Source organism: Longirhabdus pacifica, assembly GCF_004115085.1.
GTDB classification, from domain to species: Bacteria; Bacillota; Bacilli; order Paenibacillales; family DSM-105158; genus Longirhabdus; species Longirhabdus pacifica.
In genome coordinates, this window is sequence record NZ_QXJP01000021.1 from 21654 (window position 1) to 45522 (window position 23869).

General features: G+C 39.7%; 29 protein-coding genes and 1 riboswitch. Of the genes, 2 read left to right on the forward strand and 27 right to left on the reverse strand.

Going from position 1 to position 23869, the window contains the following annotated elements; genetic code table 11:
• Positions 1-6 precede the first annotated feature (6 nt).
• The 21 genes from D1Z92_RS13630 to D1Z92_RS13730 form a co-directional block, all read right to left on the reverse strand.
• Entirely contained in the window at positions 7-540 is a 534-nt protein-coding gene (locus D1Z92_RS13630) for a F0F1 ATP synthase subunit delta (RefSeq protein WP_128896227.1), read from the reverse strand.
• The gene (gene atpF, locus D1Z92_RS13635; protein ID WP_128896228.1) at positions 540-1022 is read right to left on the reverse strand and encodes a F0F1 ATP synthase subunit B; all 483 of its coding nucleotides are present in this window, start codon (positions 1020-1022) and stop codon (positions 540-542) included. The genes D1Z92_RS13630 and atpF overlap by 1 nt, the downstream gene beginning before the upstream one ends.
• Positions 1023-1112: 90 nt before the next feature.
• Positions 1113-1334 carry a F0F1 ATP synthase subunit C gene (gene atpE, locus D1Z92_RS13640; protein ID WP_128896229.1) on the reverse strand — a complete coding sequence of 74 codons (222 nt, stop codon included), beginning with the start codon at positions 1332-1334 and terminating at the stop codon, positions 1113-1115.
• A 92-nt stretch (positions 1335-1426) separates the two neighbouring features.
• Positions 1427-2242, reverse strand: a complete 816-nt coding sequence (gene atpB / locus D1Z92_RS13645; RefSeq protein WP_128896230.1) for a F0F1 ATP synthase subunit A — start codon at positions 2240-2242, stop codon at positions 1427-1429.
• A gap of 3 nt (positions 2243-2245) precedes the next feature.
• Complete coding sequence (locus D1Z92_RS13650; protein WP_128896231.1) at positions 2246-2650, reverse strand: ATP synthase subunit I; 405 nt, start codon at positions 2648-2650, stop codon at positions 2246-2248.
• Positions 2650-2871, reverse strand: a complete 222-nt coding sequence (locus tag D1Z92_RS13655; protein ID WP_164931626.1) for an AtpZ/AtpI family protein — start codon at positions 2869-2871, stop codon at positions 2650-2652. Before D1Z92_RS13655 ends, D1Z92_RS13650 begins: the two co-directional genes overlap by 1 nt.
• 206 nt (positions 2872-3077) lie before the next feature.
• Positions 3078-4226, reverse strand: a complete 1149-nt coding sequence (wecB, locus tag D1Z92_RS13660; RefSeq protein WP_128896233.1) for a non-hydrolyzing UDP-N-acetylglucosamine 2-epimerase — start codon at positions 4224-4226, stop codon at positions 3078-3080.
• Between the two features lie 55 nt (positions 4227-4281).
• Positions 4282-4911, reverse strand: coding sequence for a uracil phosphoribosyltransferase (gene upp, locus D1Z92_RS13665; protein ID WP_128896234.1), 630 nt, complete (start codon positions 4909-4911; stop codon positions 4282-4284).
• Between the two features lie 229 nt (positions 4912-5140).
• Positions 5141-6391, reverse strand: coding sequence for a serine hydroxymethyltransferase (gene glyA / locus D1Z92_RS13670; RefSeq protein WP_128896235.1), 1251 nt, complete (start codon positions 6389-6391; stop codon positions 5141-5143).
• Positions 6392-6411: 20 nt separating this feature from the next.
• Positions 6412-7011 carry a TIGR01440 family protein gene (locus tag D1Z92_RS13675; RefSeq protein WP_240666737.1) on the reverse strand — a complete coding sequence of 200 codons (600 nt, stop codon included), beginning with the start codon at positions 7009-7011 and terminating at the stop codon, positions 6412-6414.
• A 14-nt stretch (positions 7012-7025) separates the two neighbouring features.
• Positions 7026-7487, reverse strand: a complete 462-nt coding sequence (gene rpiB, locus D1Z92_RS13680; protein ID WP_128896236.1) for a ribose 5-phosphate isomerase B — start codon at positions 7485-7487, stop codon at positions 7026-7028.
• A gap of 158 nt (positions 7488-7645) precedes the next feature.
• Positions 7646-7728, reverse strand: a riboswitch (ZMP/ZTP riboswitch).
• A gap of 52 nt (positions 7729-7780) precedes the next feature.
• The gene (locus tag D1Z92_RS13685; RefSeq protein WP_128896237.1) at positions 7781-8074 is read right to left on the reverse strand and encodes an ArsR/SmtB family transcription factor; all 294 of its coding nucleotides are present in this window, start codon (positions 8072-8074) and stop codon (positions 7781-7783) included.
• Positions 8075-8097: 23 nt separating this feature from the next.
• Entirely contained in the window at positions 8098-8682 is a 585-nt protein-coding gene (locus tag D1Z92_RS13690; RefSeq protein WP_128896238.1) for a low molecular weight protein arginine phosphatase, read from the reverse strand.
• A 214-nt stretch (positions 8683-8896) separates the two neighbouring features.
• Complete coding sequence (locus tag D1Z92_RS13695; RefSeq protein ID WP_128896270.1) at positions 8897-9439, reverse strand: manganese efflux pump MntP; 543 nt, start codon at positions 9437-9439, stop codon at positions 8897-8899.
• Positions 9440-9515: 76 nt separating this feature from the next.
• Positions 9516-10577, reverse strand: coding sequence for an L-threonylcarbamoyladenylate synthase (locus D1Z92_RS13700; RefSeq protein ID WP_240666739.1), 1062 nt, complete (start codon positions 10575-10577; stop codon positions 9516-9518).
• Between the two features lie 142 nt (positions 10578-10719).
• Positions 10720-11352 carry a stage II sporulation protein R gene (gene spoIIR / locus D1Z92_RS13705; protein ID WP_128896239.1) on the reverse strand — a complete coding sequence of 211 codons (633 nt, stop codon included), beginning with the start codon at positions 11350-11352 and terminating at the stop codon, positions 10720-10722.
• Between the two features lie 77 nt (positions 11353-11429).
• Positions 11430-11885, reverse strand: a complete 456-nt coding sequence (locus D1Z92_RS13710) for a hypothetical protein (RefSeq protein ID WP_128896240.1) — start codon at positions 11883-11885, stop codon at positions 11430-11432.
• 18 nt (positions 11886-11903) lie between these two features.
• Positions 11904-12788: a peptide chain release factor N(5)-glutamine methyltransferase gene (gene prmC / locus D1Z92_RS13715; protein ID WP_128896241.1), complete on the reverse strand. Its 885-nt coding sequence runs from the start codon at positions 12786-12788 to the stop codon at positions 11904-11906.
• 1 nt (position 12789) lies between these two features.
• Positions 12790-13857, reverse strand: coding sequence for a peptide chain release factor 1 (gene prfA / locus D1Z92_RS13720; protein ID WP_128896242.1), 1068 nt, complete (start codon positions 13855-13857; stop codon positions 12790-12792).
• Between the two features lie 35 nt (positions 13858-13892).
• Positions 13893-14993, reverse strand: a complete 1101-nt coding sequence (gene ychF, locus D1Z92_RS13725) for a redox-regulated ATPase YchF (protein ID WP_128896243.1) — start codon at positions 14991-14993, stop codon at positions 13893-13895.
• A 255-nt stretch (positions 14994-15248) separates the two neighbouring features.
• The gene (locus tag D1Z92_RS13730) at positions 15249-15896 is read right to left on the reverse strand and encodes a glucosaminidase domain-containing protein (RefSeq protein ID WP_128896244.1); all 648 of its coding nucleotides are present in this window, start codon (positions 15894-15896) and stop codon (positions 15249-15251) included.
• Positions 15897-16058: 162 nt separating this feature from the next.
• Here D1Z92_RS13730 and tadA point away from each other — a divergent pair, with 162 nt between their 5' ends.
• Positions 16059-16529 (forward strand): tRNA adenosine(34) deaminase TadA, encoded by a 471-nt coding sequence (tadA, locus tag D1Z92_RS13735; RefSeq protein ID WP_128896245.1) that lies wholly within the window; start codon positions 16059-16061, stop codon positions 16527-16529.
• Between the two features lie 127 nt (positions 16530-16656).
• Positions 16657-16863 carry a hypothetical protein gene (locus D1Z92_RS13740; protein ID WP_240666741.1) on the forward strand — a complete coding sequence of 69 codons (207 nt, stop codon included), beginning with the start codon at positions 16657-16659 and terminating at the stop codon, positions 16861-16863.
• Between the two features lie 36 nt (positions 16864-16899).
• On the opposite strand, the gene D1Z92_RS13745 is transcribed toward D1Z92_RS13740, so the two are convergent.
• The 6 genes from D1Z92_RS13745 to D1Z92_RS13770 all read right to left on the reverse strand — a co-directional run bounded on the left by D1Z92_RS13745 (position 16900) and on the right by D1Z92_RS13770 (position 23596).
• On the reverse strand, positions 16900-17844 hold the full coding sequence (locus D1Z92_RS13745) for an EamA family transporter (protein ID WP_128896246.1): 945 nt from the start codon (positions 17842-17844) through the stop codon (positions 16900-16902).
• 58 nt (positions 17845-17902) lie between these two features.
• The gene (locus D1Z92_RS13750) at positions 17903-18343 is read right to left on the reverse strand and encodes a DUF441 domain-containing protein (RefSeq protein ID WP_206099761.1); all 441 of its coding nucleotides are present in this window, start codon (positions 18341-18343) and stop codon (positions 17903-17905) included.
• Between the two features lie 155 nt (positions 18344-18498).
• Entirely contained in the window at positions 18499-19659 is a 1161-nt protein-coding gene (locus tag D1Z92_RS13755; RefSeq protein ID WP_128896248.1) for a Ger(x)C family spore germination protein, read from the reverse strand.
• A 9-nt stretch (positions 19660-19668) separates the two neighbouring features.
• Positions 19669-21099, reverse strand: a complete 1431-nt coding sequence (locus D1Z92_RS13760) for a spore germination protein (RefSeq protein ID WP_128896249.1) — start codon at positions 21097-21099, stop codon at positions 19669-19671.
• 13 nt (positions 21100-21112) lie between these two features.
• The gene (locus D1Z92_RS13765; protein WP_164931627.1) at positions 21113-22189 is read right to left on the reverse strand and encodes an endospore germination permease; all 1077 of its coding nucleotides are present in this window, start codon (positions 22187-22189) and stop codon (positions 21113-21115) included.
• A gap of 279 nt (positions 22190-22468) precedes the next feature.
• The gene (locus tag D1Z92_RS13770; protein ID WP_128896251.1) at positions 22469-23596 is read right to left on the reverse strand and encodes a hypothetical protein; all 1128 of its coding nucleotides are present in this window, start codon (positions 23594-23596) and stop codon (positions 22469-22471) included.
• Positions 23597-23869: the final 273 nt, after the last annotated feature.

Sequence of the window (23869 nt, forward strand, 5' to 3'; positions counted from 1 at the left end):
TGCTTATTAAGTTGCTAATGTTCGCTCTAACTTCGTTAACTTACCAGCTAAACTTCCATCATATAAACGATCACCGATGCGCACTTTGATACCGCCTAATAAACTAGCATCGATCTTCGTGTTCACCGTGATTTGTTTTCCTGTCAGTTTGCTAAATGTAGCTGTAATTTGCTTTGCTTCCTCCGCGCTAAGTTCACGAGGTGTGAAGACAGTTGCCTGCTCTCTGCCTAGCGCTTCGTTGGCAGTGCGTACGTAATACTCTAGTAAAGATGGTAAAATATCTAAACGATTTCTCTCCATCATAAACAATAGCGTGTTTTTCAATACATCGGAAGCTTCACCTAAACTACCAGCCAACACTTTGCTTTTGTCTTGGTTGGATACGTTTGGATGAAGTAAAAATCGAGAAATATGCTCCTCTTGTTCAAAAGCGTCCACAATCGCAGCAAGTTGTTGTCCTACTTCTTCCACTTGCTTTTTACTTTGTGCAACTTCAAACAACGCTTTCGCATATCTTTTCGCGACAATAACATTTTTCATTATTTGTCGCCTACCTTTGTCAAGTAGCTGTCAATCAACTGCTTTTGTGACTTTTCATCTACTTGCTTTTCAATAATTTTGGAAGCGATCAACACAGACATCGCACTCACTTGATTTTTCAATTGAGCAACAGCCTTGTTCTTTTCGCTTTCAATTTCAGCGATTGCCGCTTCTTTCATGCGATCCGCTTCTTCTTTCGCCTTCGCAACGATATCGTCGGCTTGGCTTGTGCTCGTCTTACGAGCTTGTTCTATAATTTCAAATGCTTCTTTACGAGCATCGTCAATCGCTTTTTTCTGATCAGTTAAAAACTGCTCAGCGTCTGTACGACTTTTCTCCGCTTGCTTTATTTCATTCTGTACGTGTTCTTTACGTTTTTCCATTACGCTAAATAATGGCCCAAATGCATACCTGTGTAACAAGAAATACAAAATACCAAAGGCAATTATAGCTACAAAAGTATTAGAAGGTACAAATTCCAATCCAAGTCACTCCTTTCTCGTATCCAGTACTAAAACGTTGGCGAAGAGGCTGTGCCATCCCCGCCAACAAAATAACAAAGGTATAACGAATTATGCCCCCATAAAGAATAAGATACCGAATACTACTCCGATAATAGGGAGTGCCTCTACGATACCAACACCGATAAACATTGTCGTTTGCAATGCGCTTCTTAATTCCGGTTGTCTTGCAATACTTTCTACAGTTCTACTCACGATCATACCATTACCAATACCTGCTCCTAATGCTCCTAAACCAATAACTAATGCTGCTGCTAATAAATCTAAACTCATGAGATGATCCTCCTTTTATTATAAAAAAAATAATTATTGTAATAAATCAACCTCGATTGAAATTGACTAGCTACCTAACCTAACAAAACGCTTTAATGTCGTTCTGTTTTTTGTGCAATGTATACCATCGTTAACATACAGAAAATGAATGCCTGAATAGAACCGACGAATATACTAAACCCTTGCCATACTGCTAGCATCGGAATACCAAAAACTCCAGCCATGACGATAACACTGATCATAATCTCACCCGCAAAAATATTACCGAAAAGACGCATGCTCAGTGTAATTAATTTTGAAGCTTCTTCAACAATATGAATGGGAAGAAATACTGGATATGGTTTTAAATAATGTTTGAAATACGACTTCGTATTTTTAAACACACCTAAGTAATGTGTAAGCAATATGACAATTAAAGCCAATCCTGTGGTTACCATCGGATCTGCTGTTGGTGATTTCCACCAAACAAAACCAACTCCGTGATAATCATGTGGGTCATATTCCTCACCTTTGGCTTCTGCTTTCGCAATAAGATCATTTTTAGCTTTATCCAAGTCCCCTTGTTCTACTAAAGTTGCCCCAAAAATTTCTGTAGGCTGTTTATGTTCTGTAACGACTGCGAAAGGTAGTCCTAGCATATTGCCCACAAAAATAAACATGATCAACGTAAGCCCTAATGTGACAAAGGGTTTACCTCGTTTCATATCCATCGTGCTTGCAACAATACCTTGTACAAATTCAATTAACCATTCCATAAAGTTTTGCATTTTCCCCGGGTTGGTTACAGAAAGTTTTCGCGCTCCTAGGCGAGCAATAACAAAAACAATAATACAGGTCACAATGGTCATAATTAGTATGGATAAATCTAGTCTAACGCCAAGTACTTCTATTATAGGAGCTTTATGCATAAATCATTTTTCACCCCTTTCTAATTCTGACTTGTTGTGCTTAAGTGAAGAAAAAATAAGATATATAATAAGAAAAACGGGGATAACCATAATACCAACAATGGTTGTCAGCAAAGAAATTTCATCCACTTTAAGCGCTAACATTGCTGCTAATATCGCTAAAGCTGCTCGAGTGGCGAATCCTGTACCCATACGCCTGCTTCCTCTTGCTGCTGCATTGCCACCAACTTGATCTACCTTAAAAGCTAAATACATCATATTAAGGTAAGCAACAACACTTCCCAATGCTAAACCTACAGCATGAGATTTCCATTCAGAAGAAAAAAGCCAGACTAATGCTAACGCTGACAAAAAAAGTAATGTAAACGCTGTAATTTTTCCTTTGAGTTGGGATAAATTAACTTTCATTATTTACTCCTCAGAACGTTGCGAATGAGCATCACCGCGGTGATGCAACCGAGAATCAAGCCAATGAACATGCCGATTACAGCCCACCACTTTTGGTTTAACCATTCGCTTATGTATGTTCCTATCCATAAACCTAACAGCGTACAGACAGCAATATCGACACCGATGGCACCGATTAGTCCAAGTGCTTTCCAAGGTGATGGTTCATGATCTGATACCACAGACAACCTCTCCTTAAAAAAAGCAATAATAATTATAATCATTATTGTTTACACTACCCATCCATTTTAACGAAGGGCTAATAGATTTGTCAATGAACCAATTTTCAAACTTTTCGTGAACAAAATAACTAGCTTTCCTTTAAAATAAAGGATTTTGCATTGACAAAACTGTACAGTTGTACTGTACGCTTTTTTATTTTTTACCGCTACTTCTCTTTAGAAAATGGGGCTGGTCTCTCACTTTCGTGATTAAAATGGTGCTGTATCGCTTTTACAATACGCTGTGAAGCCTTGCCATCTCCGTATGGATTTGCTGCAACACTCATGTTGTGATAGTGTGTTTCGTTCATCAACAGTTCTTTCGCATGACGATACACCTTGTCTTCATCTGTACCGACTAGTTCTAACGTCCCTGCTTCTACTCCCTCGGGACGCTCTGTAGTGTCTCGAAGTACTAGCACAGGAACACCAAAGGAAGGTGCTTCCTCTTGTAACCCGCCAGAATCGGTCATGATCATATATGTATGTGGGTACAAGTTATGGAAATCCACTACGTCCAATGGATCTGTCAATATAATACGCGGGTGATTCCCTAACCATTCATAGGCAGGTTCTCGTACAGCTGGACTAGGATGGACAGGGTACACAATACATACATCATCAAATTCATCGGCAATACGCTTCACCGCTTTAAATATGTTGCGGTGACCTTCTCCTTGCGCTTCTCTGCGATGCGCTGTCATCAAAATAAGACGTTTGCCTTTACTTTGTTCTAAAATAGGATGATGATAATCATCTCGCACCGTATATTGAAACACATCGGTTATCGTGTTGCCTGTAATATGGATAGATTGTGGTGCTTTATTCTCTTTAGCTAGATTTCCAGCAGACCAAGTTGTAGGAGCGAAATGCAAATCAGCCAATACTCCTGTAAGCTGCCTATTCATTTCTTCTGGATAGGGAGATTGTTTATTCCATGTTCTAAGGCCTGCTTCTACATGTCCTACTTGGATTTGTTGTAGAAATGCTGCATAGCTTGCAAGGAATGTAGTCAGTGTATCCCCATGCACGAGCACGATATCTGGTTTTGCTTCCGCAAAAACAGGTTGCAATCCACTGATGACTCGAACAGAAATTTCCTCCAGCGTTTGACCTACTTGCATGACATCTAGATCATAATCTGGCACAATCTCAAACGTTTCTAATACTTGGTCCAGCATTTGTCTATGTTGTGCGGTTACACAAACCATGGACTCTATCGTTTCAGGATGTTTTTGCAACTCCAATACGACAGGGGCCATTTTCACTGCCTCTGGTCTAACGCCAAACACGGACATGACTTTGACTTTACGCATTTCGTACTCCCCCACTTGCTTCTTTATTCTATATGGATACGAATCGAAAACTCATTTATTTTGTACCAAATAAACGGTCTCCTGCATCCCCTAATCCCGGAATAATGTATCCGTGGTCGTTCAAATAATCGTCCACTGCCCCAAGGTAAATATCTACGTCTGGATGAGCTTCCTGAACAGCCTTTACTCCTTCTGGAGAAGCAATGAGACACATCAATTTGATTTGAGTGCAGTCACGTTTTTTCAGCACTTCTATTGCGGCATTTGCTGATCCACCCGTTGCAAGCATTGGATCAATAACGATTAATTCCCTCTGCTGCACGTCCGTAGGCAGTTTTACATAGTATTCTACTGGCTGTAACGTTTCTGGATCACGATACAATCCAACATGACCTACTTTCGCTGTTGGGTGTAATTTTAAAATGCCATCTACCATTCCTAATCCTGCTCTTAAAATAGGAACTAAACCGAGCATGCGCCCAGAAATCACTTTACATTCCGCTGTAGCAACAGGAGTTTGTACTTCTACTGTTTTTAAAGATAGATCTCTCGTAATTTCATATGCCATAAGCATTGCCACTTCATCAACAAGTTGGCGAAAGTCTTTCGTCTTTGTCTTCTCATTTCTTATGTACGTCAGTTTATGCTGTATTAATGGGTGATCACAAACTACTAGCTTTCCCATAAATATCCTCCCTGTGTCTTTATTCAAACATTCATCATTATATCATTGTTCCCTATGACATGCACGTCCTATCCTTCATCTATTACTTTCCTTTTTTTTGCAGCCTATTTGTTTATTTTGCTTATACAAATTTGCTCATAAAAAAAGAAAGCAACTTCCATTCGAAGTTACCTTCTTCCATATCATTACTTTTCATGCGTATCTTTATAAAAAGATTTTAAAATGGATGCTAGTACGTTAATCCCTCATAAAGAGGAAATTTATCCGTTAACTGCTGAACCCTTTGCGATGCCTCTTGTTTTACTTTTTCGTCCTTTGGATTTCTCAATACCAACGCCATAATGCTCGCGATTTCTTTCATCTCTTCTTCTCCCATGCCTCGCGTCGTGATAGCAGGCGTACCTATGCGAATACCGCTCGTAATAAATGGGCTAGTTGGATCAAATGGGATCGCATTTTTATTACACGTTATTTTCACTTCATCTAGTACATGTTCCGCATCTTTTCCTGTAATCTCTAAATTTCTTGTATCGATCAGCATCAAGTGATTGTCCGTCCCGCCAGAAACGACGTTCAACCCTTCCGCTTGTAAAGCTTCTGCTAGTACTTGAGCATTTTTTACGACATTTTCGCCGTATGTTTTAAAGGAAGGTTGTAGCGCTTCTTTCAATGCTACGGCTTTTGAAGCGATAATATGCATTAACGGCCCACCTTGACTACCAGGGAAAACAGCCTTGTCAATCGCTCTTGCCCATGACTGTTTACATAGTATTAATCCACCTCTAGGTCCGCGCAATGTTTTATGTGTTGTCGTAGTCACAAAATGTGCATGGGGAACAGGATTAGGATGGACACCAGCAGCAACAAGCCCTGCAATATGTGCCATGTCTACCATGACAAGTGCACCCACATCTGCTGCTATAGCTGCAATTTTCTCAAAATCAATGACACGTGGATACGCACTTGCTCCAGCCACAATTAACCTTGGACGATGCTTAAATGCCAGTTTTCGAAGTTGATCGTAATCGATAACGGAATCTTCTTCGGTTACCCCATAAGAGACGAAATTGTACAATAATCCAGAAGCATTAACTGGACTGCCGTGTGTTAAATGTCCACCGTGGGCAAGATCCATACCTAGTACGGTATCTCCTGGTTGCAATGCAGCTAAGTAAACGGCCATGTTCGCTTGTGCACCAGAGTGAGGCTGTACGTTAGCATGTTCTGCTCCAAACAATTGTTTAGCTCGATCTCTTGCTAAATCTTCTACCACATCCACATGTTCGCATCCCCCATAGTAGCGCTTAGCAGGGAATCCTTCTGCATATTTATTTGTTAACACGGTCCCCATCGTTTCCATCACTTCAGGACTAACGATATTTTCGGATGCAATCAACTCAATATTTTGCTGTTGTCTCACCAATTCGTTGTTCATTGCTACTGCTAATTCTGGATCTGCGTTTCTTAATCGCTCACTCATCTTCTGTCTCCTCCTCAATCCTACTCACAATTTTGATCTACGTTTTGGTCTGTCACTACGTACTGTGCACGTGCACCGCCAATTAACTTAGGTCTCGTATACGCGCACACAATTCTAGCGTGTCCTACAAATCTAATACTTGGCCTGAAAGGTACAGCAACTCGGCGTAAATGCATCCCTATTAACGTTTCCCCGATATCTATACCTGCATCGGCTTGGATAGACTCTACTAAGCAAGCATCGTCCATATGACGGTAAGCCCACGCAGCCATCGAGCCACCCGCCTTTGGGACAGGTACAGCCATGACTTCTTCGCTGTCTATGTGTTGTAACGTCTTTTTAGATACAACGATGGCACGATTTAAATGTTCGCAACATTGGAAAGCCAATGAGAATGAATACATCTGCTGTACTTTCTGTAATCCTTCATATATCGCTTGTGCAATTTGCTCTGCGCCTGCTGTTCCAATGTGCTTGCCTACTACTTCACTTGTGCTCGCCCCGATAACGAGGACGTGGCGTTCGTTTAAACCACTCTGTTTCACTAATTCCACCGCAATGTCGTGTATGTGTGCTGTAATTTGCTGTGGATCCATACTGATGTTTTGTTTTTGCTCCAATGACGTTCACTCCTTTAACGTTGAAGTGAATGCTGCTCTTCTATCGATGTGACTTTATCAATTCGTTTTTGATGACGTTCTTGTTCAGAGAAAGGCGTCGTTAGCCAAATCTTGACGATTTCTTGTGCCAAACCAGTACCTATTACGCGTTCTCCTAGTGCAAGTACATTCGTATTGTTGTGCTCTCTCGTTGCTTTTGCGGAGAACATATCATGTACGAGTGCACATCGAATGCCCTTCATTTTGTTAGCTGCAATGCTCATGCCTATTCCTGTACCACATATTAAAATGCCTTGATCAGCTTCTTTGGCGACCACTTTTTCACATACTTCATTTGCATAATCCGGATAATCTACAGAGTCAGGGCAATGGCACCCTACATCCATCACATCATAACCTAATTCAGTTTGTATGCATTGTTTAATAACTTCTTTTAATTTATATCCCCCGTGATCTGAACCTATTGCAATTTTCATCTCACTTAACCTCCTTTACAGCTCTTATTTTAAGTATTGTACAAGCTTTCCATACTGACAGCTTCAATATTTTTCAAAAACTATCCTCTACCTAGCTATACACCAAAATCATGCTATAAACATAAAAAGAGCATCAAATGCATCTCATTTGCATTTCTGCTCTTCGCCCAGGCGACCGGCCCATCTCGGTTCCATGCTCCATTGTGGTTTTCCACAGTTGTCGCCAGTTACATGGAACAGATTCAATTAATTTCATTCTACAATGATTCAACAAAGTTGTAAATAGGATGCATCTATGCATTCAAAATTTGTTGACATAGTTTTTCTGACAATAATTCTGAAAGCCGCTGCTCATTAATGTAGTAATAGCTCCAAGTTCCTTTTGTTTCTTTAAGGATCATTTCGGCATCAAGCAAAATTTTAAGATGATATGAAAGTTTGGATTGCGGCATATTCACTACTTCGCATAAATCACAAACACACACACTCCCGCGCACATGAATTTCTCGTAATATGGACAATCTTTTTTCATCTGCTAATGCTTTAAATTTATCCTCATATAGCGAAAAATTAACATCTTGATTCATATGCAACAACTCCTTCATTACCGTTACGATGATTGATTTTTCAACTTATGAATGAGCATATCCAACAGACGATCCAACTCCGCGGCTGTTTGTTGGTACAATGATAGAGAACCTCCAAATGGATCCGAAATATCTAGTTTTGCAAGACTAGCATCGAGCTCCCACCATTTTACTTTCTCCTCTTCACTGATCTCTTTATTCAGCGCCAGTTTAGACTGTAATTCCGCTGCCATTTTGGCATGTTCTTCTCTTAATTTTGCTAAGTGACTCTGATCTTCTACGTATTCTTTCAACGTCATCGTTTTATCTGCTGCTCCGTGATATTGCTGGATGACATATCCTTTATGCGTCATGGTCATGGTCAAAATAAGATCTGCCCACAACACAAGGTCTTCGTGAAGTGAAGTTGCGTTCATCCCTTGTGTATTTATTCCTTTATCATGCAAAATTTGTGCAGAGTGACTTGAGATAGAAGCGCCAGTTAAAGCAGAAACACCTGCGGATCGTACTTCTATGTCCAAACCGTGATGCTTGCTTTTTTCTCTTAATAATGCTTCTGCCAATGGACTTCTGCATGTATTTCCGGTACAAATAAAAAGTATATGCATTGTTCTCCTCCTCTACACAAACATCATCACATGTATTCAGATTTATTCATCTTATGCATCGTGATCATACGTTGGTTGAACAAGTTCATTCAACGTATATACATAGTATAACGTATTTTGTAAACATCTTGTAGCATGCTGCTGCACATCTTGGCAACGTGATGCAGCCACCTTATGGCTTAGCTGATTGTATAACCTCTCTTTACGTCCATCGTTACATTAACACCTTTAGGCCAAAGATAAACAAAATCATGCCGCCACATGCTTCCCCATACTTTCCTAACCAACTCGTCATCTTTCTACCTAAAATGAGACCACCAATGGACATGATGCCGCCAACGATACCGAATAATAGTACGGTAAATAGTATATCCGCCGCAAAAATGCCGAGAGAGATGCCAACCGAGAAGGAATCAATGCTGACTCCGATAGAAAACAACATAATACCAAGCCATGAACGATGGTCAAAGCTATATATTTGTTGTTTTGTACAAGCACTATACATCATATGAAGTCCGAGCAGTGCCAATAGACCACCACCAGTAAAGACAGCGATGTCTCCTAACAAGCTCCCTAAGTACGTACCTGTAAACATGCCGATGAGTGGCATAACGAGGTGGAAAACAGCCACCACCATACTTATTTTTAAAATATGTAAGAGGCGTATTCCTCTCATGCCTATACCAATCCCAATAGAAAAAGCATCCATGCCCAAAGCGATGGCCATGAACATGATAGCAACAGCTTGACCTTGCATATCCAAGATATTCACTACATATCTCCTCCTTGTCCTACTCATTTCATCTTATGCGGACAAGGGGAGAAACATGTTTTTACAACGTCATGACGACATCTGCTGCTTTATGCAATCTATTTTTTATCGCTGTGCCTATCCCTTCCATATCACAATCCTGCGCCCAAATGAATTCTACGTTGCTTTCATCCATCATTCTTAAAGCACTATACAAAGTATGAGCTGCTTGCTCTAATTCATATTTTGAACCTAATGACAGCATGATATGTGCCTGCGACTCCCAACGATCTTCATCATACGTCAGCACACCTGTCTTTCGCCCTTGTTCGTTCGCTGCTTGTACTTGTTGTTCGATCCAATGATGGGCTGCTGTTGGATTAGACTGACCTTGGACTTGGACTACTGTCAATTGGCCTTGCGGAGCATAATGGGTATACTTCATCCCCGGTGAACGAGGTGTATCACTTACACCTTCTTTTTCATTATAGGTGGGTATAACGCTATGGCATACGTTTTGCAATTGCTCCAATGTAATGCCGCCAGGACGCAAGATATGAATTTGATCACACATGACTTGTACTACCGTCGATTCTAATCCAACCCCTGTCTCTCCACCATCCACGATGCCATTCACTTTATGGTTTAGATCATGCCATACATGTTCTGCTTTCGTCGGACTAGGTTTCCCTGAAAGGTTAGCGCTTGGTGCTGCTATCGGAATACCGGATAACGATAGCAGAGATAGTGCAAGTGGATGTTGAGGGATGCGAACTCCGACCGTATCCAGTCCTGCGGTAACCGTTGGCGCTAGTACTCCTTTTTTCACAGGTAAAATAATCGTTAATGGCCCTGGCCAAAACGTATGCATCAGCTCCATGGCAAGCGGCGGTATATCCATCACTAGCTGCTGCACTTGTTCCATCGTGGCAACATGCACAATTAAAGGATTATCTGACGGTCTACCTTTTGCTGCAAATATATGTTTCACAGCGGCTTCATTAGTTGCATCAGCACCTAGTCCGTACACGGTTTCCGTAGGAAAAGCGACGGTGCCTCCATCAACTAATATGTTCGCTGCTTCTTGTAATGGTTGTTCATTATGTTGTTCTGTGTTACACTTCCATACTTTTGTATTCATCATTCACCATTATCATTTTTTATTAGTTCATTCCACTTATGTATAGTGGTAATAAGTTGGTTGAACATGTGCTTCATTCAACTTATTACTATATTAAGATAGCACATGATGTTTTGCAAAACATTTTACGAATACGATATCTATATCATGAAAACAATTGTGCAATCCAAGCAAAACACTTGCTTATGATTTCCCAGATGAAAAATTTCGTCTGTACTTCATCCGACCGTTCTGTTTCTGAATCTGCTTCTGAAACGGTACTGGCTTCGACTGTTTGCCCCGTTGTAGCGTCAACAAAACATAATGGAGGAAAAAGAACGCACCACCAATTTTGGCCTAATCCATCTCCTATCGTCACTTTTACCGCTTCATACAAACCAGCAGGGTATACGGTGTTACCATATAGTTTCGTCGGAAAGTCTACCATCCCGAGCTCCACATCATAATCGAACGTGATGTCATTCTCCCTTAGTACTTGTCCTACGATCTGTTTCATTTGATCTATTTCCACTTCTATTTTAACTCGAGCTTCTGCAATAGTTAACGGCTCTTCAGCCCACTCATTCATATATTGTACTAGTTCATTTCGTACTTGCTGTTTGATCCATTGATCTTTAGGATGGTCGGAATGAGCTAGTATTCTAAGGCGAATAGATTGTTCAGGAATGTCATCTATCGTCGTAATTGCCGCATGAACTTGCTGATATTCCCAACTAGCAATAAGCATGAAAGAAATAAAAACATATAAACATAATAAGAATTTTGAATGATTGCGCATGAAAACTTCCCCCTTTACATCCTTAGTATGGACGACTGCAGGGGAAGCTAAACTATGAATCTATTATTTTTTTGCTTTTACATTTTTTCTAGCATTTCATATATACCGAGTTTGTTGAAGAAGTCTTTTACGTCGTGTTTAAATGTAAAAATCATCGGTTTTCGCTCGGAAGTAAACAACAATAAATAAGGAGGTTCTCCTTTCGATGCGAACAAAATCATCGTTTTCACTTGGTTTTCAAATGCACGATGATGGACTTTCACGGGTTCTTGCAAAGGAATCCTTACTGCGATTTGTTGGTTCTTTCCAATCGTAACGTCATCCACAATAGAATCAAGGGATTGTAAAATGTGATTTGCTTCTTTTTCTGTGTTGCCATCAACCGGAACTTTACTTAATATTTTTTTATTTTGTATATCAAAAATGTTAACATGTGCCGTTCTGCTGTTTGCTCCTTTTTCCGCTTGTACAGGGGCTGCAAGCAGCACGATCATCAAACAGAATACAACGCTGATCGTGATCCATTTTCTCACTCATAACACCTCCTGCTGTTAACTTACCCAAGAAGTGCTTAATCCAATCACATGCCTTTCAATTTCGTTGTAATCTTTTATGATTTCAACCTCATACGTACCTGTGGAACGTAGTAATTCAGCAACATCGTCAGCTTGTCCAATACCTACTTCAAACCCGATAACATTAGGATACGTAGGTAATTGCTCCAATTGCTTGACGAGCGTACGATAAAAATCTAATCCATCTTCACCACCATCGAGTGCACTTCCCGGTTCATGCATAACGACTTCTACTTGCAGCTGCTTCACGTCCTCTGTCGGGATATACGGCGGGTTGGAAATTAATATATCGATATGTTGTTTCTTTTCAATCCACGGTTGTAGCAGATCACCTTCAGCCCATGCAATATGGTTTACGTTATGGTGCTTCGCATTCCGCTGTGCGATTTGCAGGGCAGAAGAGGATAGATCAGAGGCACATACGTTCCAATTTGGACGCTCATATGCCAGCGTAACCGCTATAGCTCCGCTTCCCGTACCGATATCGACGGCACACCACTTTTTATGCGAAGGTTGCAGCTCACTCATTTGTAATATATGCTCCACTAACAATTCCGTCTCTGGACGCGGAATTAATACGTCCTGCGTGACATGAAAAGGTAGGCCATAAAAATGTTGTTCGCCGACAATATATTGCACTGGTTCCCCTTTTGCTTTTCGCTGCACCATCTGCTGCCACTGCGCTAGTTGTTGTGCAGGGAATGGATCGTGCCAGCGTAGCAATAATGTGCTGTGATCTACAGATAGTACATGTTGCAGCATGATGAGGCATACATTTTTGACATCTTGTCCGATTTCTTTTTGTGTTAAAAAAGAAGAAGCCTCTTGATAGGCTTCAAAAATAGTCATGTTGCGATTCATATTATCCCTCTGCCTTCATAAGCTCGGATTGTTCTGCTAGAGTAAGCGCAGAAATGATTTCTTCTAATTCTCCTTGTAGTACATAATCTAATTTATGCAACGTTAAACCGATACGATGGTCTGTCACCCTGCTTTGCGGGAAGTTGTACGTTCTGATTCGTTCGCTTCGATCTCCCGTTCCCACTTTGCTTTTTCTCTCGCTCGCATACTTCGCTTCCTCTTCCTGACGAAGTTGATCGTAAATGCGGGCACGCAACACGCGAAGTGCCATTTCTTTGTTTGAGTTTTGTGATTTACCATCTTGGCAAGATACGACGATGCCTGTAGGTAAATGCGTCACACGCACAGCGGATTTCGTTGTATTGACTGACTGTCCACCTGGGCCACTAGAACAAAACGTATCAATTCTTATATCTTTATCTTGTATATCGACTTCCACTTCTTCCGCTTCTGGAAGTACAGCTACTGTAGAAGTGGACGTGTGTATGCGGCCACCGGATTCTGTTGTTGGAATACGTTGTACACGATGAGCGCCACTCTCATATTTCAATCTGCTATACGCGTCTTTTCCTTTGACCATAAACACGATTTCTTTAAATCCACCTAGATCATTTTCGTTGGATTCCATGATTTCAACTTTCCAGCCTTGTAAGTCAGCATAGCGAGAATACATGCGGAATAAGTCTGCTGCAAATAGTGCCGCCTCGTCTCCTCCAGCTGCTCCGCGCACTTCGACGATAACGTTTTTACTGTCGTTAGGGTCTTTTGGCAACAACAAAATTTTAATTTCTTCCTCTAACGTTTCTTGCTTTTCTTTTGCTTCTTCCATTTCCATTTTGGCGAACTGCTTCATTTCGTCGTCTGTGCTTTCCTGCAACATTTCTTTCGCAGCATCAAAGTTCTCTAAGACTGTCTTATATTCATTGTACGCAGTGTACAATTGCTGTAATTCAGATTGCTCTTTGGACAACTCTCTCAGTTGCTTCGGATCTCCTGCAATATCAGGATCGCACAGCATTTCACTAATTTTATCGTATCGATCAGCAAGTGTTTTTAATTTATCTAGCACCGTATAATGACCCTCCTTTTTCCTTATACATTATGTTATACGTTGAAGCGGAAATGCATAATGTCGCCATCTTGTACAACATATTCTTTTCCTTCTAAACGTAGCAAGCCTCTTTCTTTTACCGTACTCATAGAACCTGCATCAATGAGATGATCGTAACCGCAAACTTCTGCTCGAATGAAGCCTTTTTCAAAATCGGTATGAATGACACCCGCTGCTTGCGGTGCTTTCATTCCTTGTTTGATCGTCCATGCACGAACTTCTTTTTCACCCGCAGTGAAGTACGTATACAATCCTAATAAATGATATGCCGCTCTAATCAGACGATCTAAACCAGATTCCTCCAGACCAAGTTCCTCTAAAAATAGCTGCTTGTCTTCTCCTTCAAGCTCAGCAATTTCCGATTCCACCTTGGCACTAACGACCACAAGCTGAGCATTTTGCTCTGCTGCTGCTTGTCTTACTTGTTCTACTAGTTCATTGTGTTCTTTCGAAGCAACCTCATCTTCACTCACGTTGGAAACATATAATACAGGTTTCATCGTAAGCAAATGCAGGTCCCGAATAATGAACTGCTCTTCTTCACTTAACTCCACGCTTCTTGCAGGTAAATTATCATCCAATGCTTGTTTGATTTTTTCCAAGCAAGCGACTTCTGCTGCCAGCTTCTTATCGCCTGACTTCATCGTTTTTTTCGATTTGTCATAACGTTTATCGATCGTCTCCATGTCAGCCAAAATAAGCTCCAAGTTGATCGTGTCCATGTCATCTAATGGTTTTACTCCACCAGATACATGCGTAATATTCTCATCTTGAAAACAACGAACAACGTGAACGATGGCATCCACCTCACGAATGTGGGATAAGAACTTATTCCCCAATCCTTCCCCTTTGCTTGCACCTTTTACTAATCCTGCGATGTCCACAAATTCAAATGCTGTTGGAATAATTTTTTCCGGATTCACGATTTCTGAGATTTTAGTTAAGCGCTGGTCTGGTACTTCTACTACTCCAACGTTAGGATCAATCGTACAGAAAGGATAATTTGCTGATTCTGCCCCTGCTTGTGTAATTGCGTTAAATAATGTGGATTTACCGACGTTGGGAAGCCCAACAATCCCTGCTTTTAATGCCATCTATGCCCACTCCTATTACATGTGATTTCATATATTTAACCAATACATAATGCCAATGGGATACTGCATTACATATTGGTTGAACTCAGTACTTTATTTCGTTTTTTTATTTCCCTTATACCATAAGACATCTATTCATTACTCATTGTTTCATTATAGCACGAATGAAAAACATTCAGTATGGTCTTTCCACTATGTGATAGAGATTACCCATCATGCTTAACTATATTATTATACAGTAGTTTCATCAATTGCTCAACGAACAATATCCATCTTTGAAAGCACAGCTCCTAACTCTGCCCATGTAACGTAAGTATCTTCGGCCATTTTATCATGAATTAATTTTTTCTCTCTCAACCAATCCATCGCCTCCACTTTCCATTCTTCTTCCGTTGGAATAGATAAAATCACTCTCCACATTCTAATAATCTCATCGCTATATGGAACTCCTGGCGATTTCATCTTCCCATCTAAATCCATCCAGTAAGGCGCAGAACCTCCTAAGTCCGATTGAATGAGCATGTCGAATCTGGGATCAAGAACAGCAGTTCCTTCTGGTAGCGGCTTGGATGTTGCATAACCATATAGATGTTGTATTTGCGCTTCTATCCCTTGCTGAGGACTTTTGAACATCGCATATTCCGTGCTTTTGCGCATGCTTCCTAAACCTGCAAAATTGTTGAATACAACGTTGCCTTCCTCATCATTTCTCCATGCATTCGTTTCTTTAATCGCTTGACAAAAGGCCACATCACCGCGAACGCCATACTTCTCACCTAACGACAAATAAAACTCACTGTAATCAGGCGCTTTGTCATTAATAGCATGTAGATAGGTTATCATTTGTTCTTTTGATGCTTTTGCACTTCCCAATATCGATACTTTTTTAGAGATGGTACTCATTTGGATCACCTCAACTCATCAATATCACTTGCTTATAGTATGAAGGTAAATGCAAAGGTGTGCGTTTACCTATACATTGCATGAAAACATTTTTTTGACTACACTTAGGATCATGGAACGTTGTAGATACCGGAACTTATGAAATGAGGAGTAAAAAACATAATGAATGAAGAACATACACATGAATATTGGATGAAAGCAGCATTAGCTGAAGCGAAAAAAGCAGAGGAAATCGGTGAAGTTCCCATCGGTGCAATCATCGTGAAAGAGAACGAGATCATCGCACGTGGCCACAACTTGAGAGAGTGTTCACACGATCCAACCGCACATGCCGAAATGATTGCGATTAAACAAGCAAGTCGTCATCTGCAAGCTTGGCGGCTAACGGATTGCACGTTGTATGTGACACTGGAACCATGTCCCATGTGTGCTGGTGCTATCATACAGTCACGTATCAAAACCCTTGTATTTGGCACTACGGATCCAAAAGGGGGATGCTGTGGAACATTAATGAATTTATTGCGTGATGAACGATTTAACCACCAGACCACGGTGATACAAAACGTATTGCAACCAGACTGTAGTGATATGCTGACCTCTTTCTTCCGTGAACTAAGAAGTAAAAAAACGTAACAAGGTCTCCCATGTATAATATGGCGGTAACATTCAAAGTCTAGAGAAGACACATTCTACTTCATGAACAGTTTATGTATGATCAGCAAGGAAAGGCATAATAATGAATAAAAGGAGAGAATGAGCAATGTCTGATCGTCATATGAGCAGTGGGAATAAGAATCTACAAAATGTCGTAGATCAATTAGAAGCACCGACAGTAAATGCCCATTATCAGCAGCAATTACAGCAAAAAAGAGCAGATCGACATAAACAGAACGTCAAAACGAACGACAAAGGTTACAAAGAAAATGAAACAGGATATTCACCAGATAAAGATATGTACAAAGGATAAAAGGTGGAGTGCATACTCCCCTTGTTATCCTCACCTTTAGGGCATGCTTCTCTTTGTTCCCCTATCCATCTCCATCATTTGTGGAACAACAATGCCAATCAAGATGACGATGACGCCTGCCCATTTCACTACTCCAACGTCTTCTTGCAATACCCACGCAGAGAGCAAAACAGCCATAGGCAATTCAACAGCTCCAAGAATGGTACTCAGTCCCGTACCAATCTTAGGTACACCGATTGCGAAAAAAAGTGTCGGTATAACAATACCTAATATAGCTAAGGAAGAGCCCCATATCACTAACGAACTCCACAAGGAACCATCGATAAGAAATAGAGGTGGGAATACGATAACGACTAATACCGTACCACCTGTCACCATCCATGTTGATCTCACCAGCGAATCTGCTTCCGTTACTGCTGTCCCGCTCCAGTAAATGAACAAAGCATAGGACACAGCCGAAAGTAACCCTAGTCCAAGACCAATCCAAGATATCGTAAAGCTTTCCTCCAACATTCCCGCCGCAAACCATGTTCCTAACCAAAGGATAAAAAGAGATATCATTTTACCTTTCGAAGGTATGGTACGCGTAGTCACTGCTTCAAGCAAAACACCAATCCACGTAAACTGAAATAATAATACAATTGCCAATGATGCAGGAACGTACTGCAATGCAGCATAATAAAGCATGCTAGTCAAACCAATCGTCGTCCCAACCGCCATCAATATTCCTTTTTGCTTTAAGGTCACGACGCTTTGACGCTTTGCTATTGTTTGCTGCTGATGAATCCCTCTCTCCCCTTGCTTTTGCTTTCTTATTGCAGCAACGAGAAAAGTAACCACCCACAACACCACCATACCAAATATCATCTGACTCCCTACCACTTGCTGCACCGTATATTGTTCCTCATAGGCTGATTTCACAAGTACAGATAATATGCCATAACAACAAGCACCAAAAAAAACGAGAAATACATATTTCATGTTGCCTCTCACCATGCTTTCTATCTATCCCCTCATATAGGATACGTCAACGTAACGTTTACTTCCCTAGTATTAATGCTAACATTCCTGCTGCAATTAATGGACCAACAGGTACGCCCTTGAACAAACCTACGCCAATTAATGTCCCTACTAACAGCCCTGTCACGATGAGCGGATTGCCGGACATCAAGCCGACTCCTCTTGCACCTAAATAAGACACAAAAATACCAATGACGATGGCCAGCAACGATTGCCATTGGGTAAAACTTTTTAAAATTAAGTCAAAGCTAATTTTACCTCTGGCTAATGGGGTCATCACCCCCATCGTTAAAATGATGATACCGATGGTAACACCGTGCTTTTCCAATAGTGGAAAATAACGATCTAATGGGGTTAATTTTATAATGGCGAGTAATAATAAAGCGATAGTTACCGCCAAGTTTTTACTTAAGTATCCTAACAAAGCAATAGCTAACAGTATCCATAAAGAACTATCCAATCCTATCATACCTCCTATACTCCTACGACTAAGCTGCATCTATTCCTTCATCAAAACAGGATCATCAATTAGAACAACATGTTTGTTCCTTACTTTCACCAATTTGGTTTCATGAACCTGTATTATCTTAAGCTATTTATGCATAGATGGCAATATTATGGCTGCTCTTCAAAGTACTTGTACTTACCTGAAAATGTAATGTCTACACTTACATCCACCGATTGGAGCGAATCACTGTTTAGGGTCAACTTATCTTCCGATACAAGTTGATGAAATAATTTGGGATCCTTCTTGTACATCGTATGCATGAGTTGATATATGTCAACATCCATATCTATACCAGAATGGTATGTGGCAAACACTTGTTTTTCCACACGTTCTTCTGCTAGGGTCTGTAATTTTTTCAACGATAAATGTTTTAGTAATGATGATACTTCTCCTTTTAACACGATATCTACATTAAACTTTACATCGTCCCCTTGAATAATAGGCTTAATATTGTATTTTACATGTTTAATCGATACATTGGCTGCGGGATTTTCACCTTCATACACTTGCAACTGAGAAGAAGTGAAGCTTTTTCTTCCCATCCATGGAAGACCTGATAAGTCTTTGTTTAATAATTTCCCAAACAATTTATCGCGATTGACAGCATAAACCCCGTCAATAAACAACGTCTCTTTTGCCTTCTCATTCTCTAGCCACTCTTTATTATAAGCATTCAAGTATGGTACGACACCAATCATCCCCGGCTCATCCAATTGAGCAATGAGTTCATGCAATTTAATGGGCTTAATGTAAGCTCGCTGTACGTAAGGCTCTATTGGGTTATGTAATATGGAATAGAGGGGAGATTGCTCAAACGTTGGAGTAATAAAAAACAAGTCAGAAATGGTTTGATCTGTTCCGTAAACCCATATGGAATAGCGGATTTGTTGGTGTCGGTTTAAAAGATCGATCATTTCTTTTAGACCTTCCTTCATGACACCTTCGCTTAAAATCATAGCGGTGGTGTGACCCCAAAAAATTTGTTTTGGTGCACCACTATACAAATTGTTTATGGCATTGTTCACTGTTTTCCCTGTGCCTTTGGCAATAGAAATTGGGACGGTCCCCTGCCTACTTCCTCCTCCTTCTTGCTTGGACAGCACAGTAAAACTAAGCATTTGTGTATACACTTCAAATTGCCCATCTTTGTAGTCAATACCAACAGCACTCACGTAATCCATAATTTCCGCTTCTCTAGCTTGCCAACAACCACTTAACGTCAAGGAGAAGAAAAGAAAAACGATGATTTTCATCCAAATTGATTTCATTAACACCTTTCACTCCTTCTTCTTTCTTGATTTAGATGGCATCGTACTGGATTTGTTCCATTCCAACCTAAACAACGTATAAGGAATATTTTTATGGTGCAAGGGTGAAATGGGAGATAAGAAAGGAACACTAATAGATCGTAATGAAGCTAAATAAATAATGATGGATAAAAAAGAAATAAAAAAACCAAACAGTCCGAGTATACTAGAGAAGAAAAATACATACAAACGCATAATACTCACGCTCCCGCTTAACGTATGCGTAATAAGGGAGTATGTTGCTACCGCCGTAGTACCAGCAATGACCAGCATCATAGGTGAAGTAACCCCTGCACTGATTGCCGCATCTCCGATAATAATACCGCCAACTACACCTAATGTTGGTCCTAGTGTAGAAGGTAATCTCATCCCTGCTTCACGAAATAATTCAAATAACATAATCATGATAAACAACTCTAGCGGAGCAGATAGCGGAACCCCTTCTCTAGAAATCGCTATCGTTGCTAACATAGGAAATGGAAGTTGATCTTGATGAAACGTCACGAGCGAAATCCAAAACCCTGGTAAAAAAACAGCGATGGAAAATGCAAATAACCGCAAACTTCGTTCCAATACAACATAAGGACCAACGTGAGCATCTTCGGCTGATTTAAATAAAAAGAATAAATTAATAGGTACAATTAATGCTGTCGGCAATCCATCAATTAAGAGCGATACTTTTCCATTTAGTAAACTCTCAGCAACAAAGTCTGGTCTATTCGTACTACCAAACATCGGGATCATTGTATTCTTTTTGTTGGTTATTATCTTTCCTAGTTGTTCACTGCTATACAACGCTTCGATGTCACATGCATGTAATGCTTCTCTTACTTTATTTACGACATCCTCTGAAGCAGTTCCTTCAATGTAAAGCATGCCGACTTTGGTCTTTGTTTCTTTGCCTAAGTTAAACTGTTCGTACCTTAGTTCATTGGACTTTAGTCTTTTACGAATTAGTGCTCGATTCATGATTAATTCTTCAATAAATCCATCTTTCGGGCCTCTAATCGATGATTCTGTGCTAGATTCCTCTGGGTTGCGATGAGGAGGGTTAGACACTTGGAATCGATACACTTGTTGTACGGTATCCATGATGACAAATAAATCGCCACTGTAAACTTGTTCTTCTACTTCCTGCTTTTTAAGTTTTTCTATTTTTTCTACTCCTATTAAAGGAAGCTGAAGCAATTGCTCTTCCCAGTCGGCTAAAAATTGCGTGTTGGAATACAGTGTTTTCAGCGCGGGGATAATTTGTTTTTCCACTTTATTCATGTTCACTAAACCTTCGCAATAAAGGAGAATGACTTTAGATTGTTCTTTCTCCGCTAAGTACATTGTTGAAAAATAAACATCATTCGATTTTTCAAACCAGTCCCTCATATACCGTTCGCATTCCGTCATGTTTAAACCCCCTTCATTGGCTCTTCTGTTTCTTCTTTTTAGGAATTAGGATAAATACGACAGTCAACAATACGTAAATAATGAGCACCGAACTAAAAAAGTAATTTTCCATCAGATAAAAAAATCGAACATCATTGAGTGGAATGTAATAACTCAGCGCTAGCAAAAGACAAATAAGCCTTAATAATGCTTTTCGATTGACGACGTTAAACATCCTAGAAATCATCTCTTGCACAATAAAAATTTGTATAGAAAAATGAATTAAAGTCCCAGATAACCATTCAAATATAACTAAAAAATCAAGATGTTCGATATATCTCCCTACTTCAATTAACCGCCATTGTTCATATATAGGATACCGTTGCCTCGACGTTTCCTTCGGTCCAAATTCTGCATTGCCCATCAAGTTAGGGATAAGTAGATCAATAACAAGATAAGCACCTAATAGCATTAACCAACGCAATTTGATCGGCTCGCTAATTCTATGTTGCAAAAATAAAATGAAAAATATACTTAAAAAGCCGGCTGCAGCATACATCATGCCATAGGCAACGGACTGTATCCCATGTTCAAATACAGGAAAAACACGATAAAAATTATCGTATGAAAAACCCCACATATATACGGTTAGTGCCAAAAAGAAATGGATTGGCAACAATACCCCAGCTGTTATCACTATGGTTTGTAACCCAGATTGAACTAGATAATAGCTGAGCATGATAAAAATGACGACGAGAACAACCGAAGGCCGCTGCATTAAATACGTGTTAGATGTCCACGTAATGACATCTTTTAACGTGGAATAGGCAGAAACAAGAATGACGAGACAACCAATGCTGATAATACATGTAGCAAAGATGGAAGAAGTACGTTCCGTTAACCAATCATAAATATGTTGTTTGCTCGCTTTTTTTATTAAAAAGTAAAGCACGACAATCCATAATAGAAAGGGAGGGACGGTGAATAGAATAGCAACCCATGTGTCTCTGTCTGCGCGAGACATCATAACAGGAACAACCTGAATTTGATTGATCGTGCTAATCGATATAGAAAACATAATTAAAATCTGATACCACTTTATTTTATCCATTGGTGAGATAAACCACCTTTTACCCTTATGTATGGAAAACATGCTGTGCAGTACAGTCACACAAAACTTATGTATGGTTTTCCCGTTACCTATGGATATTATTCACTATAGTGGGGTAGGTTGGTATGAATACAGTAGGTTGTACAACATACTACAAAAAAAGATGCTACTCACATATCACTATGCGGCAGCATCTTCTCATTACTTAATGGAATGGTAATTAATGTTAATATTAGTATTACCTTCATCTTTTATTTAATCCAAATGTTAAAATTGTTGTTATAGCCCCATTAGCTCCATAATGGAGATAGAATCTTCTTCTGAAGGGATTCCAATTTCATATTCCACTTTTTCATTTACTTCACTTAACAAGCTTGTCATGTTCATTGCAAATGGGTATTGCTCTCCATTGTCAATCGCAATGATATCAGCTTCCATAGAAACGTATTGCCCTAAATCTTCGCTAAAAGCTTGTGTAAGATAGAATTTTTCAATTTGAATTGCTTCTTTCATCTCTTCCAACGCTGTCATGATGTCTTCTTCTGTGATATCTTCACTTTCAAATTGACTTTTCATTTCTTCTAGATCATCTTCTGTAAATCCGAACAATGACTCATATTCTGGATTACTATAAACGTCTAATACATCAGGCACCATTTGTACCATTGCTTTTACAAACGGCTCTAAATTATCATCACTCAGTGAAAATTGTACAATTTGATCTGCTTTAAATCCATCTGGAAGCTCCATATCGTCTGCTTTTAACTGTGTAAAAAATGTTGCTTCATCAAGCGGACCCATTACAGCATTGATGATATCTATGCCTGCCTTTGTCTGTAGTTCTCTGTTCTCATTCAGTAATTCAAAAGGACTTACCTCATACATATAAGCGTCGTCCATTGCAGCAAGTTCTTCATAACTCATTTTAATGTATTTTCCGTACAATTGCGGTGCAAACATAGCAATAATATCGATATCTGGAACGCCAATCCACATTGCTTCATCATTCATCATAATTGGTAAGGAAAACTCCATTGTACTTTCCGCACCTTCTTCTGATCCACCTAATGCTACATCAAGAATAAACTCCATTTGGTTTGCCTCGTAATCAAATGTACTTCGATAACTAACATCGGCATCTAACATTTGGTTTAAAATCATCATCGCCTGAGGATTACTAGCAGCTTCCTCCATCATTGCCGTGATCACTTCTTCTCCTAGCTTCAGGTCAAAGTCGCCAGATATTTTTCCACTTTTCATATCTGCTTGTTTTTCCATTTCAGTCTTTAAAATGTCTTTCGCGCTCTCACTTGCATTGTTTTCAGCACTATTGCTGTTCCCACAAGCTGTCAGTACTAAAGAGAATACTAATAACACACTGACAAAGCTCATCCATAATCGTTTCATTTTACTTCCCCCATTTTTCATTCATTTCAAATTTCAAACATTTATTCATTATAGTATAATGAATACTTTTTGCAAGTAAAAAATCAATAAATTCATTACATTTTTTTAATTTTTTAACTTTATAAAACTGCATTCATCTATGTATACGAAAATAGAACAATAAAGTTGCCTTTCTAAATAAGTTGAAGCAACTTTTGTCCGTCAATCTCGTATATATTTTATAATGTAATTTGATGTAGGAGTGATTTATTATTCATAGTGAACAAGAAAACA

Coding starts and splice junctions, on each gene's coding strand:
- D1Z92_RS13695 (WP_128896270.1), bottom strand. CDS start 9,439: ATGCAAGGTCAAGCTGTTGCTATCATGTTCATGGCCATCGCTTTGGGC.
- spoIIR (WP_128896239.1), bottom strand. CDS start 11,352: ATGCGCAATCATTCAAAATTCTTATTATGTTTATATGTTTTTATTTCT.
- D1Z92_RS13740 (WP_240666741.1), top strand. CDS start 16,657: ATGTCTGATCGTCATATGAGCAGTGGGAATAAGAATCTACAAAATGTC.
- D1Z92_RS13690 (WP_128896238.1), bottom strand. CDS start 8,682: ATGCATATACTTTTTATTTGTACCGGAAATACATGCAGAAGTCCATTG.
- wecB (WP_128896233.1), bottom strand. CDS start 4,226: ATGCGTAAAGTCAAAGTCATGTCCGTGTTTGGCGTTAGACCAGAGGCA.
- glyA (WP_128896235.1), bottom strand. CDS start 6,391: ATGAGTGAGCGATTAAGAAACGCAGATCCAGAATTAGCAGTAGCAATG.
- D1Z92_RS13650 (WP_128896231.1), bottom strand. CDS start 2,650: ATGAAAGTTAATTTATCCCAACTCAAAGGAAAAATTACAGCGTTTACA.
- tadA (WP_128896245.1), top strand. CDS start 16,059: ATGAATGAAGAACATACACATGAATATTGGATGAAAGCAGCATTAGCT.
- D1Z92_RS13730 (WP_128896244.1), bottom strand. CDS start 15,896: ATGAGTACCATCTCTAAAAAAGTATCGATATTGGGAAGTGCAAAAGCA.
- D1Z92_RS13760 (WP_128896249.1), bottom strand. CDS start 21,099: ATGACGGAATGCGAACGGTATATGAGGGACTGGTTTGAAAAATCGAAT.
- upp (WP_128896234.1), bottom strand. CDS start 4,911: ATGGGAAAGCTAGTAGTTTGTGATCACCCATTAATACAGCATAAACTG.
- atpE (WP_128896229.1), bottom strand. CDS start 1,334: ATGAGTTTAGATTTATTAGCAGCAGCATTAGTTATTGGTTTAGGAGCA.
- D1Z92_RS13745 (WP_128896246.1), bottom strand. CDS start 17,844: ATGAAATATGTATTTCTCGTTTTTTTTGGTGCTTGTTGTTATGGCATA.
- D1Z92_RS13685 (WP_128896237.1), bottom strand. CDS start 8,074: ATGAATCAAGATGTTAATTTTTCGCTATATGAGGATAAATTTAAAGCA.
- ychF (WP_128896243.1), bottom strand. CDS start 14,993: ATGGCATTAAAAGCAGGGATTGTTGGGCTTCCCAACGTCGGTAAATCC.
- D1Z92_RS13770 (WP_128896251.1), bottom strand. CDS start 23,596: ATGAAACGATTATGGATGAGCTTTGTCAGTGTGTTATTAGTATTCTCT.
- D1Z92_RS13755 (WP_128896248.1), bottom strand. CDS start 19,659: ATGAAATCAATTTGGATGAAAATCATCGTTTTTCTTTTCTTCTCCTTG.
- D1Z92_RS13700 (WP_240666739.1), bottom strand. CDS start 10,577: ATGATGAATACAAAAGTATGGAAGTGTAACACAGAACAACATAATGAA.
- prmC (WP_128896241.1), bottom strand. CDS start 12,788: ATGAATCGCAACATGACTATTTTTGAAGCCTATCAAGAGGCTTCTTCT.
- D1Z92_RS13765 (WP_164931627.1), bottom strand. CDS start 22,189: ATGGATAAAATAAAGTGGTATCAGATTTTAATTATGTTTTCTATATCG.
- D1Z92_RS13630 (WP_128896227.1), bottom strand. CDS start 540: ATGAAAAATGTTATTGTCGCGAAAAGATATGCGAAAGCGTTGTTTGAA.
- atpB (WP_128896230.1), bottom strand. CDS start 2,242: ATGCATAAAGCTCCTATAATAGAAGTACTTGGCGTTAGACTAGATTTA.
- rpiB (WP_128896236.1), bottom strand. CDS start 7,487: ATGAAAATTGCAATAGGTTCAGATCACGGGGGATATAAATTAAAAGAA.